At 61.1% G+C, this 13994-nt stretch carries 15 protein-coding genes; 13 read left to right on the top strand and 2 right to left on the bottom strand.

From position 1 onward, the window contains the following. The first annotated feature begins 33 nt into the window (after positions 1-33). Positions 34-1701, top strand: coding sequence for a GTPase HflX (hflX, locus tag ZBI01S_RS06690; RefSeq protein WP_066058316.1), 1668 nt, complete (start codon positions 34-36; stop codon positions 1699-1701). A 60-nt stretch (positions 1702-1761) separates the two neighbouring features. Here the strand turns inward: hflX and lexA are convergent, their stop codons facing one another. Continuing rightward, the gene (gene lexA / locus ZBI01S_RS06685; RefSeq protein WP_083524591.1) at positions 1762-2400 is read right to left on the bottom strand and encodes a transcriptional repressor LexA; all 639 of its coding nucleotides are present in this window, start codon (positions 2398-2400) and stop codon (positions 1762-1764) included. Between the two features lie 233 nt (positions 2401-2633). Here lexA and ZBI01S_RS06680 point away from each other — a divergent pair, with 233 nt between their 5' ends. From ZBI01S_RS06680 to ZBI01S_RS06650, 7 genes are all read left to right on the top strand, one after another. Continuing rightward, entirely contained in the window at positions 2634-3026 is a 393-nt protein-coding gene (locus tag ZBI01S_RS06680) for a LysM peptidoglycan-binding domain-containing protein (protein ID WP_066058192.1), read from the top strand. A gap of 80 nt (positions 3027-3106) precedes the next feature. Then, positions 3107-4240, top strand: a complete 1134-nt coding sequence (locus tag ZBI01S_RS06675) for a histidinol-phosphate transaminase (RefSeq protein ID WP_066058189.1) — start codon at positions 3107-3109, stop codon at positions 4238-4240. A gap of 2 nt (positions 4241-4242) precedes the next feature. After that, the gene (hisB, locus tag ZBI01S_RS06670) at positions 4243-4848 is read left to right on the top strand and encodes an imidazoleglycerol-phosphate dehydratase HisB (protein WP_066058186.1); all 606 of its coding nucleotides are present in this window, start codon (positions 4243-4245) and stop codon (positions 4846-4848) included. A 2-nt stretch (positions 4849-4850) separates the two neighbouring features. Next, positions 4851-5726 carry an imidazole glycerol phosphate synthase subunit HisH gene (locus ZBI01S_RS06665; protein WP_370664373.1) on the top strand — a complete coding sequence of 292 codons (876 nt, stop codon included), beginning with the start codon at positions 4851-4853 and terminating at the stop codon, positions 5724-5726. A 69-nt stretch (positions 5727-5795) separates the two neighbouring features. Beyond that, positions 5796-6545 (top strand): bifunctional 1-(5-phosphoribosyl)-5-((5-phosphoribosylamino)methylideneamino)imidazole-4-carboxamide isomerase/phosphoribosylanthranilate isomerase PriA, encoded by a 750-nt coding sequence (gene priA / locus ZBI01S_RS06660; RefSeq protein WP_066058183.1) that lies wholly within the window; start codon positions 5796-5798, stop codon positions 6543-6545. Between the two features lie 15 nt (positions 6546-6560). Beyond that, on the top strand, positions 6561-7424 hold the full coding sequence (locus ZBI01S_RS06655) for an SseB family protein (RefSeq protein ID WP_066058180.1): 864 nt from the start codon (positions 6561-6563) through the stop codon (positions 7422-7424). A 9-nt stretch (positions 7425-7433) separates the two neighbouring features. Next, positions 7434-9980 carry an HAD-IC family P-type ATPase gene (locus tag ZBI01S_RS06650; protein ID WP_245610563.1) on the top strand — a complete coding sequence of 849 codons (2547 nt, stop codon included), beginning with the start codon at positions 7434-7436 and terminating at the stop codon, positions 9978-9980. Between the two features lie 108 nt (positions 9981-10088). Here the strand turns inward: ZBI01S_RS06650 and ZBI01S_RS06645 are convergent, their stop codons facing one another. Beyond that, positions 10089-10427, bottom strand: a complete 339-nt coding sequence (locus ZBI01S_RS06645) for a DUF1844 domain-containing protein (RefSeq protein ID WP_245610568.1) — start codon at positions 10425-10427, stop codon at positions 10089-10091. Between the two features lie 311 nt (positions 10428-10738). Here ZBI01S_RS06645 and infC point away from each other — a divergent pair, with 311 nt between their 5' ends. From infC to ZBI01S_RS06620, 5 genes are all read left to right on the top strand, one after another. Then, positions 10739-11413 (top strand): translation initiation factor IF-3, encoded by a 675-nt coding sequence (gene infC, locus ZBI01S_RS06640; protein ID WP_083524590.1) that lies wholly within the window; start codon positions 10739-10741, stop codon positions 11411-11413. A gap of 17 nt (positions 11414-11430) precedes the next feature. Further along, complete coding sequence (gene rpmI, locus ZBI01S_RS06635) at positions 11431-11625, top strand: 50S ribosomal protein L35 (RefSeq protein WP_066058168.1); 195 nt, start codon at positions 11431-11433, stop codon at positions 11623-11625. Positions 11626-11683: 58 nt separating this feature from the next. Beyond that, a complete protein-coding gene (gene rplT, locus ZBI01S_RS06630) occupies positions 11684-12070 on the top strand; it encodes a 50S ribosomal protein L20 (protein ID WP_066058166.1) in 387 nt (128 codons plus the stop codon). Positions 12071-12215: 145 nt separating this feature from the next. Then, positions 12216-13016 (top strand): TrmH family RNA methyltransferase, encoded by an 801-nt coding sequence (locus ZBI01S_RS06625; protein WP_066058163.1) that lies wholly within the window; start codon positions 12216-12218, stop codon positions 13014-13016. Positions 13017-13168: 152 nt separating this feature from the next. After that, on the top strand, positions 13169-13909 hold the full coding sequence (locus ZBI01S_RS06620; protein ID WP_066058160.1) for an amino acid ABC transporter ATP-binding protein: 741 nt from the start codon (positions 13169-13171) through the stop codon (positions 13907-13909). Positions 13910-13994: the final 85 nt, after the last annotated feature.

Raw genomic sequence — 13994 nt, 5'->3', positions numbered from 1 at the left:
GAACGTAGCGCAGCAAGTATTCTTGTGCAGAACATGCATCAAGACGTTGAACGCGGCAACACCGCGAACCAAGACGGCGCTCCCGACGAGGCGGCAAAGCGCGACGCGGTCATCGACCGAGTCCTCTCCCGCGGCACGTCGAATCGCACCGCGACGACGCGATTTACCGACGGCCGCGCAACTGCGCTACAGGATGAATCCACCGTCGCTGATTCTGACCATGACGGCCTGCAGCTCGAACGTGAGGAACGTCGCTCGCTGCAACACGTTGATGGCCTATCCACCGAGCTCGAAGACGTCTCGGAAGTTGAGTACCGCCAGGTTCGTCTGGAACGCGCCGTACTGATCGGAGTGTATGCGGCAGGTACGCTCGCCGATGCCGAAAACTCTCTGCACGAGCTGGCCGCGCTCTGTGAAACCGCTGGTGCAGTTGTGCTCGATGGCGTGCTGCAGCGTCGACCGCATCCGGACGCGACGACCTACCTCGGCCGAGGCAAGGTCGAAGAGTTGGCCGACATCGTGCGTGCAGTCGGCGCTGACACGGTTGTCGCCGACACGGAGCTCGCGCCGTCACAGCGCCGTGCACTTGAAGACCGTGTCAAGGTGAAGGTCATCGACCGCACCGCCGTCATCCTCGACATCTTTAGTCAGCACGCGAAGAGCCGCGAGGGTAAAGCCCAGGTTGAACTCGCACAGCTCGAGTACCTGCTGCCGCGCCTGCGTGGTTGGGGTCAATCGATGTCGCGTCAGGCCGGTGGTCAGGTGGGTTCCGCCGGAGCCGGTATGGGTTCGCGCGGTCCCGGTGAAACTAAGATCGAGCTTGATCGCCGTCGTATCCACACGCGCATGGCCAAGCTCCGCCGTCAGATTGCGGGCATGAAGACGGCTCGCGACACCAATCGTGCGCAACGTGGGCGAAACAAGGTGCCGGCGGTTGCCATTGCGGGCTACACCAACGCCGGTAAGTCGTCGCTGCTCAACCGCATTACGAAGGCCGGGGTGCTGGTCGAGAACCAACTGTTTGCGACGCTTGACGCCACGGTTCGGCGGGCGACGACCGCTGATGGTCGTCCGCACACGATTGCTGACACCGTCGGGTTTGTGCGCAACTTGCCGCACCAATTGGTCGAGGCATTCCGTTCGACGCTCGAAGAGGTCGCCGAAAGTGACGTTCTCGTTCACGTTGTCGATGGCTCGCATCCAGACCCGGCGGCACAGATCCGCACGGTCCGTGAAGTCATTACCGAGATCGACGCACACGAACTGCCAGAGCTCATCGTGTTTAACAAGGCCGACCTGGTGGATGCGCCGACGCGCATGGTGCTGCGAAACCTCGCACCTGATGCCGTGTTCGTTTCGGCACGAACGGGTGAAGGAATTGACACGTTGCTCGAGCGCATTGCCCAAATGCTGCCGGTGCACGAGGTCGAGATCGAATTGGTGATTCCGTACCACCGCGGCGACCTTGTTTCGCAATTGCACGGACAGGGCGGCGTGCTGCGCGAGCACCATGACACCGATGGCACGCACCTGCGGGCGCTGGTGCATCCGGACCAGCTCGGTCAGTTCGCGGAGTTTCGTGTGGGTGGTGCCGATGCGCCGGAGCGCAAGCGGCCGTCAGTTCGGCATAAGCCACGCTCGGGCAGTGAGCCGGCAGCATCACGCTCGCTCGACTTGCCCAAGCAGAACTACGACAACTAGTTCGTTGCGCGCTTCAGCGGGCGTTGCTGCAGCGCGCAGTTGTGTGGATGCGGGTGCTCCTTAGACCGACCGCAGTACGGCAACGACGCGGCCGAGAATTTCGGCGTGGTCGCCGAGGATCGGTTCGAATTCCGAGTTGCGTGGCAGCAGCCAGGTGTGCCCGTCACGCTGTTTGAACGTCTTGACGGTTGCTTCGCCATCGAGCATGGCGGCGACAATGTCGCCATTTTCGGCGTTCGGCTGCTGGCGCACGACAACCCAGTCACCATCACAAATCGCGGCATCGATCATGCTGTCACCGCTGACGCGCAGCAAGAAGAGGTCGCCGCCCCCAACTACCTGGCGGGGTAGGGGAAAAATTTCTTCGACCTGTTGGTCGGCGGTAATCGGGATGCCCGCGGCAATTCGGCCGACAACCGGCACCATGGCCGTTGGGCTCGGCGCCACCGTGGCGTGGGCTTCTGGCAGCGCCACGTCGACAAGGAGTTCGAGGGTGCGAGCCTGGTTGGAGTGGCGGCGAATGTAGCCGTACTTCTCAAGCTGAGCCAATTGGTGCGATACCGACGATGAGCTCGACAGATTCACCGCATCGCCAATCTCGCGAATAGTCGGCGCGAAGCCATGCCGATTCAAATGCTCGGCGATAAACCCGAGGACTCGCTCTTGTACTTGGCTGAGTGGTTTGCGCTGAACGCTCACGGTGCTCCTTCGGCGGGCAGGGGTTACGCAGCGATGCAAACCGTGTCGTAGGCCCGTGGTCGACTTTGAACTGTCGCAAACGACACTACCGACTCTGTCGCGCTGATTCAAACATCTGTTCGAGCATGTCGCTGTTTTGTTCGGAAGTTTTGTTTGCTTTTTCGGTCATTCGAATGTACGTTCGAATCAAGAGTTCGAACATCCACTGATGTTTTCGACGAAAGGGTAAGAAGATGAGCGCCGCAACGATCACCAACACCGAGGTCACCGCTACTACAAGCGCTGCTGCAACCCTCGCAGCGGCACGTCGCAACGCTGGCAAGCTGCGTTTGACGGTGCGCGGTCGTCGCGTTCTCGCATCGCTCTTGCTCGCGCCATTCGCCGTCGTGGGCGGATTCGCGCTCACGCAGGTCGAAGGTGCCGCAGCTGACAACGCTGCGCACGCAACCGGCGCAGAATCGTTCAAGACGCACACCGTGCTTGCCGGGGAATCGCTCTGGGACATTGCCGAAGAGATCGCCGACGGTCGCGATATCCGAGACGTGGTGGCAGAGATTCAGCGACTCAACGTGCTCGACTCTGCTTCGCTTTCGGCAGGTCAAGAGATTGCGCTGCCGAACTACTAAATCGTCGTAGGTGATTGCATCATCTCTCGTGGCTACGCGTCGGGTTTCGCGGCGGAATCTAGGGCATCTACCATGGAGGAATGACCTCGTTCGAAGACCTTCCAATTCGTGATGATTTGCGTGGCATGAAACCCTATGGTGCGCCACAGGAACCGCTACCGGTTTCGATCAACGTGAACGAGAACCCGCATCCGGTGCCGGAATCGGTTGCCATGGCAATCGTCCAGCAGATCGCGCAGGAGATTCCGCGGCTGAATCGCTACCCGGATCGTGAATTCACCGAGCTGCGCAACCATCTGGCGGCCTACCTCGGTCACGGAGTGCAGGCCGACCAGATTTGGGCAGCCAATGGTTCGAACGAGGTGCTGCAGCAACTCTTGCAGGCATTTGCCGGACCGGGTCGCTCGGTAATGGGCTTTGCCCCGACCTACTCGATGTATCCGCTGCTGACCAGCGGCGTCGGTAGTCGTTGGAACGCAGGCTCGCGAGATGCTGACTATGAGCTCAGCCCGCAGACGGCAGCCGCGCAAGTGCGTGCCGAGCAGCCCGATGTCGTTATTCTTTGCTCGCCGAACAACCCGACCGGAACGCCACTCAGCCTGGATGTTGTCGAGGCCGTATACGAAGCCACCAATGGCATCGTCATCGTCGACGAGGCATACGCTGAGTTCCGTCACGACGGTGTGCCTTCGGCGCTCGAATTGCTCGAAGGTCGTCCTCGCCTGGTGATCTCACGCACGATGTCCAAAGCATTTGCGTTTGCTGGCACCCGTCTCGGGTACTTTGCTGCCGATGCTGCTGTGGCGGATGCGGTTCGTCTCGTTCGACTGCCGTACCACCTTTCGGCCATTACGCAGGCAGCTGCCGTGGCTGCACTCCAACACGCCGACACGATGCTGGCGCAGGTCGACCGCATCCGCATCCAGCGTGACCGATTGGTTGCCGAAATCGCTGCCTGTGGCTTCACCGCCTATCGCTCGGATGCCAACTTCGTCATGTTCGGGGGAGTGAACGACCCCCAGGCCATGTTCGAAGCGTTCTACGAGCGTGGCATTCTCATCCGCAACAACGGAATCCCCGGATGCCTGCGCGTATCCGCAGGTACCGAAGCGGAGACCACGCAGTTCCTCGAGGTATTGCGCGAAATCGCACCTCGTTTTCTCGCGGCACCGTCCGCATCCGATTGCACCGACGAACCCCGAGCCCAGGAGTAACGATGACCAACGCACGCCAGGCAAGTGCCAGCCGCACCACGAGCGAATCCTCGATTGAACTCACCATCAACCTCGACGGTCGTGGCACCGCCGACATCGAAACCGGTGTTCCGTTCTACGATCACATGCTCACCGCATTCGCGAAGCACTCGCTGAGCGACCTGACGATCCGTGCGAAGGGCGACGTACACATTGATGAGCACCACACCATCGAAGACACTGCCATCGTGCTCGGTCAGGCGATCCGCGAGGCGCTCGGCGACAAGTCGGGAATTGCCCGCTACGGTGACGCGCTCGTGCCACTTGATGAGGCACTCGCGCAGTGCGTCGTCGACATTTCGGGGCGCCCATTCCTCGTGCACAGCGGCGAATCCGAAGCATTCACCATGCACCGTATCGGTGGGCACTTCACCGGATCGATGGTCCGCCACGTGTTCGAAGCCATTGCCTTCCACGCCGGCCTGACCGTGCACCTGCGGGTGCTCGAAGGTCGCGACCCACACCACATCGCCGAAGCCGAGTTCAAGGCCTTCGCTCGCGCATTCCGCGCCGCAAAGGCACCGGATGCCCTGGTGCAGGGCGTGCCATCCACCAAGGGAGCCCTGTAACCGTGACCGAACCCGTACCGGGCAACACCGCAGCCACCGAAGCGGCAATGGCAAACGTGACCGAGGCGGATGCCCGCAAACACGTAGTCGTCTTTGACTACGGTTTCGGCAACGTGCACTCTGCGGTAAAGGCACTGCAAGCAGCTGGTGCCCGAGTGACGCTCAGCGCCGACCCTGAAACCTGCGTGGCCGCCGACGGTTTGCTCGTCCCTGGCGTCGGTAGCTTTGCTGCAGTAATGGCGGGACTCCGTGCAGCGCAGGGGCCACAGATTATTGATCGTCGCCTCGCCGGTGGCCGCCCCGTCATGGGCATTTGTGTCGGCATGCAGGTCATGTTTGAACGCGGTCTTGAGGGTACGGATGCGGATGCAATCGTTGACTGCGCTGCAACCGACACCCAGGCGCCTACCTCGGATGATGTCGAGGTGCAGATCCACGCGCCCGCTGTTGCCGCCGCCGATGCTGAAACCCACCGCATCCACGCCAAGAACGCCGATGAGTTTTGGTGGTCCGAAGAACCACAGTCGGATGCAGCCGGTACCGAAGGTCTCGAGCAGTGGCCGGGCGTTGTGCGCCGACTCAATGCGCCGCGACTGCCGCACATGGGGTGGAACACGGTTGAACCGCCGGCAGGCACGCGCCTGTTCGCCGGTATCGAAAACGAACGGTTCTACTTCGTGCACTCCTATGCCGTTGAGGATGTGGAGCTGCCGGTCATTCTGCCCGGCTCCGATCCCGTACGGTGCACCTACGCGACCTACGGCGAGCGGTTTGTCGCCGCAGCTGAAAACGGTCCGCTGACCGCCACCCAGTTCCACCCAGAGAAGTCAGGTGAGGCCGGAATTGCGCTCCTGCGCAATTGGGTCGCTACGCTGTAAGACTGTTCCTGACGCACATATACCTGAGCCGCCGACGACTGGCGCGAGACTACGACTTGAGGAATTACCGTGAGTGAATTCAACGAATCTTCGAACCTGACGCTCTTTCCGGCGATCGACATTGCCGATGGCAAGGCGGTTCGACTGGTTCAGGGCGAAGCCGACTCGGCCACCAACTATGGCGACCCGGTAGGTGCTGCCGCCGATTGGGAAGCCCAGGGTGCTGAGTGGATTCACCTGGTCGACCTCGATGCGGCCTTCGGTCGCGGCGAAAACCGTGCCATCATCCGCAAGGTCATCCGTTCGCTGCGTGACCGCGTACAGGTTGAGCTCTCCGGCGGTATCCGCGACGATGAGTCGCTCGAACGCGCGGTTGACATGGGTGTGAAGCGCATCAACCTCGGTACCGCCGCCCTCGAGAACCCGGAGTGGGCAGCAAAGGTCATCGCCCAGTACGGCGAACTCATTGCGGTAGGTCTCGATGTGCGCGGCACCACGCTGGCCGCACGCGGATGGACGCGTGAAGGCGGCGACCTTTGGGAAGTGCTTGCACGACTCGAAGAAGCCAATTGTGTGCGCTACGTCGTCACCGACGTCACCAAGGACGGCACGCTGAAGGGGCCGAACATCGAACTGCTCAAGCAGGTCATGGAGCGCACCGACCGTCCGGTCGTCGCATCCGGTGGTATCGCCACGCTCGACGACATCGCGGCGCTGCGCGAACTGGTACCGCTCGGACTCGAAGGCGCCATTATGGGCAAGGCACTGTACTCCGGCGCGTTCACCCTGCGCCAGGCACTCGACGTCGCCGGTCGCTAGCAGACAGCGCGCATCATGGTTGCAATCCCGGAGCACCTACACAATCACCTGACCGACTCGGCCGGGCAGCCGTGGGAGGGGCGTACGTTCAGCGACAACCCGTGGTCGGATGACGACGGATCTGCGCCCGAGCCACTGCTCGCGGCCCTGACCGGGTTCCGCGCGGGAGACGCCAGCCTTATTGACGTCATTGACGCACTTCGCACTTCGCGCTTGCTCATCCCGCTGGTGGCGCACCTGGGGGAGGCCGGGGTCAACGACGCCGGTGTCACGGTCGATAAGTCGGCGGATTTGTCGATTGTCTCCGTGAAATCTCCCGATGGTCGAGCGACGCTGCCGGTGTTTACCAGCGTCGACGCGATGCAGCACTGGGATGCCACCGCTAGGCCCGTGCCGATCGCGGCACGCAAGGCGGCCCTGGCCGCCGTCTCCGAAGACACGCAGCTGATGATTCTCGACCCCGGCAGCGAGACCGAACTCGCGATTCGTCGCCCGGCCGTTTGGGCGATCGCGCAAGACACTGAGTACACGGTTTCGTGGCAGCACGATGCCGTGCGTGCAGCATGTGCCCAGTTGCTCGCCGACCACCCCGAACTCGTGTCGGTTGATCTGCATCCCGGCGACCTTCCCGGGAAATTCTTGGGCCCCGAACTCATCGTCGAGCTTGGCGTTAGCAGTGACCTTGCCGAACCACAGCGGGAACAGTTGCTTGCCTCGGTACAGCAGCGGCTCGCATCCGATTCACACGTTGTCGAAGCCGTGGACTCGATGGCGTTGCACCTTGCTGTGATCGATGCTGATTCACTACCTGCGAAGGAACCCACCACCGAATCGGCTCCGTCCAAAGCAGGATTGTTTGGTTGGCTCCGGCGCCGTTAGCCTTTTCAGGTGACCCGTACTAACCCCGAATCGCGCCCGAACTCCGTGCCACAAGTTGTGGAGCATCCGGCGGATCCCCAGACAACCAAGTCGCCGCAACCAGTGGCGACACCCGCGAAATCCTTGTTCGAAGGACTCGATACGGACTGGCCGACTCGCGGCTTGACCGCGGCACAGGTTTCCGATTCACGGGCAGCGCACGGCGACAACGCCATCTCCACCGCCACGAGCCGTTCAATGTGGGCGATTCTGCGCACGCACGTTTTCACGCTCTTTAACGGCATTGTCGTCGCCTGTTTTGCGCTGCTCGCGTTTCTCGGTCGGTGGCAGGATGCGCTGTTCGGATTCTCGGCGATCGGCAACTCGATCATCGGTATTTGGCAGGAGTACTCCGCCAAGCGCCAGCTCGACAACCTGCGGGTGCTGCACGCACCACACGCTCGCGCGATTCGTGATGGCGAAACCGCCGATCTCGCGCGCGAAGACCTGGTGGTCGACGACCTGATCGTGATCAAATCGGGCGACCAGGTGCCAGCCGACGCCGTGGTCGTTAGCTCCAGCGGACTCCAGCTCGACGAATCGCTGCTGACCGGCGAAGAAGACGCCGTGGATAAGCGCCCCGGTGACGCACTACTGTCGGGCGCCATCGTGTCGGGTGGATCCGGTCAAGCGCGCGTTACGCGCGTGGGTTCGGCATCGTTCGCCGCTCGCCTCACCGAAGAAGCCAAACGATTCTCGCTCGTCAACTCTGAGATTCGCGAAGCGATTAACCGCATCCTGCGCATCATTGCGCTCCTGCTGCTGCCGGTAATGCTGATTGTGGTCAATGGCCAGATCAATGCGTTCGGCGGTTGGGAACGCGCGCTGCAGAACGGTGCGTGGCGCGATGCTGCTGTGGGCGCTGTTGCGGCCGCGATCGCCATGGTGCCACTTGGCCTGATGCTGATGACCTCGGTGGCGTTTGCTGCCGGTGCGTTGAAGCTCGGTAAGCGCAAGGTGCTCATTCAAGAACTTCACGCGGTCGAGGGCCTCGCACGCGTCGACGTGCTCTGCTTCGACAAGACCGGCACGCTCACCGAAGGTGGCGTTACCTACCGCGACACGCACACCACCGATGACATGCCTGACGGGTGGCAGCACGCACTGGCCACGATGGCTGCGGCTGATGACGCGAACGAAACCGCCGCATCCATGGCCGAAGCGTATCCTGCCGATCTCGTCGTACCCACGAGCATGGTCGTGCCGTTCCACTCGAGCCGCAAGTGGTCGGCGCTGGTAATTGACGACAACCGTGCGCACGGAACCTGGGTTCTCGGTGGGCCAGACGTCATTCTTGACGCCGCGCACGATGCTGCGCTCCTGGACGAAGTTGAACGACGTGCGAACCTGGGCCAGCGTGTGCTCGCGCTGTGCCACAGCAACCAGCTCCTCACCGAAGATGAAGTTGCGGCCAACACGCTTGCTAGCGACCGCCGTGGCATCGCGCTAATTGTGCTGCGAGAGCGGGTACGCGAGGACGCTGCTGATACGGTCCGCTACTTCACTGAAGAAGGCGTATCGCTGCGTGTGATCTCGGGTGACGATGCCCGTACCGTGACCGCCGTGGCTCGCCAGGTTGGGCTCATCGGCGACGACGAGCAGGGCGTGGATGCACGCACGCTGCCGAGCGAGCAGGCAGAACTTGCCGAGGTGGTCGCGAACAACCGCGTCTTTGGTCGTGTCACGCCCGACCAGAAGCGTGCCATGGTGCACGCGCTGCAGTCTTGCGGTCACGTCGTGGCCATGACCGGTGACGGCGTCAACGATGTGCTGGCACTCAAGGATGCGGACCTCGGTATCGCGATGGGTCACGGCTCGGGTGCGTCCCGTGCGGTTGCCCGGATGACACTGCTCGACAACCAGTTTGAAGCCATGCCAAACGTCGTCAACGAGGGTCGCCAGGCCATCGCCAACATCGAGCGACTGGCGAAGCTTTACCTGTCGAAGACCGCTTGGGCGATTCTCGTTGCCATCATCTTCGGCGCGCTGCTGTGGTCGTACCCGTTTGAGCCGCGCCAGATGGCGTTGCTGGACGGCATGGCCATCGGTTGGCCGGCCTTCGTGCTCGCGCTCATTCCAAACACGCGCCGATACATCCCTGGGTTCTTTGAACGCGCTACACAGTTCTCCATTCCGGCAGGCATCGTCATCACACTCGGCCTGATCGCGAGCGTCATTGTCGGGCGGATGCACGACCTGTCGGTGGCACAGCAGCAGACCGCGAACGCACTGGTGCTCGCCATACTCAGCCTGTGGGTATTGGGCCTACTGTGCCGCCCATTTGGTCCGTTGCTCGCGATCGTGTTGATCGGTTGCATCAGCATTTTCGTCGCGACCCTGTTCATCCCCGTGACCGTGTGGTTCTTCGGCTTCGAGTGGCCGAGCCAGCCGGTGCTGATCGCCGTGGCCATCATCGGTGCCGTGGGTATCGGGTTGCTCGAGATCCACGGCCAGCTGCGCATCCGTGCTGAACGTCGCCAGTTCGAGGCGGCAGACGCCAAGGTGACCATGAACTAGCGAAGCGGTGGCTCGCACGCGCGGGCACCGCATCCGTAACGCAAACGACTGCGCCGCACCAGGTGATCCTGGTGCGGCGCAGTCGTTTACCTCTTGACGGTTTATGGTCTAGGCAAATACCGGACCAGTGAGGTCCTCGCCGGGACCCTTGCCGATCGGATCTGGCATGGTCGAAGCCTCGCGGAAGGCGAGCTGCAACGAACGCAGGCCGTCGCGCAGCGGACGTGCGTGGTGGTCACCCAGGTAGGGGAGCGATGCGGTGATGAGACCGGCCAGCGCACTGATGAGCTTGCGTGCCTCATCGAGGTCCTTCGTCGGTTCCGGTTCGTCACCGAGGCCCAGCTGCACCGCAGCGGCGCTCATTAGGTGTACGGCGACGGTGGTGATCATCTCGACCGCCGGCACTTCGGCGATATCGCGCTCCTGCTGTGCGAATGCATCCTGCAGGGCAGCGTCAGCTGCTGCATCGTTGAGGTGATCAGGGGAGGGAACTTGCTCGTTCAAGGCATTCCTTTCGAGCCGAAACTCTGGTAGTCTGGTCGCTGGTGTCTGCCATGCAGACTCTGAGACAAGAGGACTCGTCCCACCCGCGCATACCGTTTAGGTTACCGGGTTTGCCATTCGGCTCCGTGCACGTTGGTCGGCCATTCACTTCGGTGAGTGCGTCAGATTTGGATGCATTGGGTCGGCGTAGCTTGCTGAGTTACGCAGCAAGATGGCCACTCGCGTGATGCTGCGGTATCTGCCGGTGAGACGATCTGAAGTTTCACCACCGTGAACAGAATCACACGCGAGCAAAGGAGTCATCCATCAGCGAACCACGCACCAACGACCGAATTCGTGCTCACGAAGTCCGACTCGTCGGACCCGGAGGCGAGCAGGTCGGTGTCGTCAAGCTCGAGATTGCGCTGCGTCTTGCGCAGGAAGCAGACCTCGATCTCGTCGAAGTATCGCCGAACAGCAAGCCGCCCGTGGCAAAGATCATGGACTACGGCAAGTTCAAGTACGAAGCAGCACAGAAAGCCAAGGAAGCACGCCGCAACCAGGCCAACACTGTGCTTAAGGAAGTCCGCTTCCGTCTGAAGATCGACGACCATGACTACGAGACCAAACTCAAGCGAGCCATCGGGTTCCTTGAAGCTGGCGACAAGGTGAAGGCCATGATTCAGTTCCGCGGACGCGAGCAGTCGCGTCCAGAGCTGGGTCTGAAGTTGCTGCAGAAGTTTGCTGAAGATGTCGCCGAGTACGGAACCGGTGAAAACCGTCCGAAGCTCGATGGTCGCAACATGGTGATGATCGTTGCCCCGGTCAAGAACAAGTCCGAGGCAAAGGCGGAACAAAACGCACGTCGCAGCGAGCAGAAGCAGGCCGCACGCGCCGCCAAGAACGCCGCAGCCGAAGCTAAGGCTGATTCAGCCACGGCCGCGGAATAACCAACCAAGGAGAACTAATGCCGAAGCAGAAGACCCACTCGGGTAGCAAAAAGCGCTTCAAGCTCACCGGTACCGGCAAGGTGCGCAAGCAGCAGGCCGGTATGCGCCACAACCTTGAGGTCAAGTCAGCCCGTCGCAAGGCTCGCCTCAACAAGGACCAGGTCCTCGCACCGCAGGACGCCAAGGTCGTCAAGAAGCTGCTGGGTAAGTAAGCCCGATCGCTCGGTCGCAATCGCGGCGAGCAACGAACAATTTTAGGAGAACACTGCAATGGCACGTGTGAAGCGGGCGGTTAACGCCCAGAAGAAGCGTCGCACTATTCTCGAGCACGCATCCGGTTACCGCGGACAGCGCTCGCGTCTGTACCGCAAGGCAAAAGAGCAGGTCATCCACTCGTTTGTCTACAACTACGACCACCGTAAGGACCGCAAGGGTGACTTCCGTCGCCTGTGGATCCAGCGCATCAACGCAGCATCGCGCGCAAACGGCCTGACCTACAACCGTTTCATCCAGGGCCTCAACCTGGCTGGCATCGAGGTCGACCGTCGCATGCTTGCTGAGCTCGCAGTTAACGAGCCTGCTGCATTCGCAGCACTCGTTGAGCAGGCGAAGAACGCACTGCCCGAGAACACCTCGGCACCGAAGAACGCTGCGTAAGTTCAGCACCTTCACCCGTGATGGGCGGCCAAGCAAGTCTTGGCCGCCCATCGTCGTTTCCGGCAGTCATCGGTAGCTCGGAAACCATCTCGATCGTGCCCACTGGCTACGATCGGTACCGCAACAACTTTGCAGGAGGCATCCCATGATCGAATCTGTCCGCAACCAGCGCGTCCGCGATGTGCGCAAGCTCGCACAGAAATCGGAGCGAACCGAGCGCGGCATGTTCGTGTTGGAAGGCCCACAGGCAGTGCGCGAAGGGTTGATGACGCGCCCCGACCTCATCGAAGAGCTCTACGTCACCCCGACCGCGTTTGAACGGCACCAAGACATTGCCGAATATGCGGATGCGGCCGGTATCGAACCAGTATTTGCAACCGAGGCCGTCGTCGACGCCATGAGTGACACGCGCACGCCACAGGGTGTGGTCGCTGTCGCCCGACAGTTTCCCGCTGCGCTCAAACGCCTGTTTGATGGCCAGCCGAAGCTTATTGCCATTCTCGAAGAGGTTCGTGACCCCGGCAACCTGGGCACCATCATCCGCGTTGCCGATTCGGCCGGTGCTGATGCCGTGGTGCTGACGGGTCGCACCGTCGACCTCTACAACCCGAAGGTCGTGCGCGCGACCACCGGTTCACTCTTCCACATCCCGATCGCTGTTGATGCCGACTTCGGCGACGCCACATCGCGTGCTCGTATTGCGGGGATGCGTGTGGTCGCGGCAGATGTCAACGGTAACGACCTGCTCGAAGCACGTACCCGCGGCGACCTGGCCAAACCAACCGCGTGGGTCTTTGGTAACGAAGCCCGCGGGCTCGAACCAGAGTTTGTGGCGCAGTGCGATGACAGTCTCGTCGTGCCGATTTACGGACAGGCCGAATCAATGAATCTCGCGACGGCGGCGAGTGTCTGCCTGTACGAGAGCGCCTTTAGTCAGCGGAGCTAAGCCCACCAAACTTCGCCCCTGGCGGTCGTGTGGCTGGCAGGGAAGCGGCCACGGGATCACGCAGTGTGCTCTGTTGCGGATGCGGCGCTCAAGTTGCGGTTTTGCCATCGGGTTCCTATATTGTTGGCAAGACTACTGGCAATGGGGGCAGTATGAATAAACCTTTGGTGTCGCTTACGGGCGTCAATAAGTGGTTCGGAGAGAACCACGTACTGATCGATATCAACGCAGAAATTCTTCCGGGCGAAGTTGTTGTGGTTATCGGTCCATCGGGTTCGGGTAAATCCACATTTTGCCGAACCATTAACCGACTCGAAACGATTGATTCAGGCGAAATCCGAATTGACGGCGAACTCCTGCCAGAAGAAGGCGCCGACCTCGCCCGACTTCGTAGCGAAGTCGGCATGGTATTCCAATCTTTCAATTTGTTCTCGCACAAGACCGTACTTGAGAACGTCGTGCTGGCACAGATCAAGGTCCGCAAGATCTCGCGCGAAGCCGCAACCAAACGAGCGATGGATCTGCTGAAACAGGTTGGCGTCGAGGCGCACGCGAAGAAGATGCCCTCGCAGCTCTCGGGCGGTCAACAGCAGCGCGTTGCCATCGCACGTTCGCTAGCCATGGACCCGAAGCTCATCCTGCTGGATGAACCAACGTCGGCGCTTGACCCAGAGATGATCAACGAGGTCCTCGACGTCATGGTGCAATTGGCGAAGAACGGCATGACGATGGTCGTGGTCACGCACGAAATGGGTTTTGCGCGACGTGCTGCAGACCGCATTATCTTCATGGCCGACGGTGCAATCGTCGAAGAATCCACGCCAGAAGAATTTTTCACTAATCCCAAGACTGACCGAGCCAAACAGTTCCTCTCAAAGATCCTGACCCACTAGCAAGCGATTTCCCATTCCAACTACAAATGAATTCCGTTCAGTGTGGAACGGAAAATGCGGCACGTAATAGTCGGTGCCGTATTTC

This window comes from [Zimmermannella] bifida NBRC 103089, assembly GCF_001570925.1.
GTDB lineage: Bacteria > Actinomycetota > Actinomycetes > Actinomycetales > Microbacteriaceae > Gulosibacter > Gulosibacter bifidus.
The sequence above is the reverse complement of the archived record's forward strand: the minus strand, read 5'-3'. Positions and strand labels throughout refer to the sequence as shown.

Coding starts and splice junctions, on each gene's coding strand:
- ZBI01S_RS06625 (WP_066058163.1), top strand. CDS start 12,216: ATGATCGAATCTGTCCGCAACCAGCGCGTCCGCGATGTGCGCAAGCTC.
- ZBI01S_RS06620 (WP_066058160.1), top strand. CDS start 13,169: ATGAATAAACCTTTGGTGTCGCTTACGGGCGTCAATAAGTGGTTCGGA.
- rpmI (WP_066058168.1), top strand. CDS start 11,431: ATGCCGAAGCAGAAGACCCACTCGGGTAGCAAAAAGCGCTTCAAGCTC.
- ZBI01S_RS06655 (WP_066058180.1), top strand. CDS start 6,561: ATGGTTGCAATCCCGGAGCACCTACACAATCACCTGACCGACTCGGCC.
- rplT (WP_066058166.1), top strand. CDS start 11,684: ATGGCACGTGTGAAGCGGGCGGTTAACGCCCAGAAGAAGCGTCGCACT.
- ZBI01S_RS06680 (WP_066058192.1), top strand. CDS start 2,634: ATGAGCGCCGCAACGATCACCAACACCGAGGTCACCGCTACTACAAGC.
- hisB (WP_066058186.1), top strand. CDS start 4,243: ATGACCAACGCACGCCAGGCAAGTGCCAGCCGCACCACGAGCGAATCC.
- hflX (WP_066058316.1), top strand. CDS start 34: ATGCATCAAGACGTTGAACGCGGCAACACCGCGAACCAAGACGGCGCT.
- ZBI01S_RS06675 (WP_066058189.1), top strand. CDS start 3,107: ATGACCTCGTTCGAAGACCTTCCAATTCGTGATGATTTGCGTGGCATG.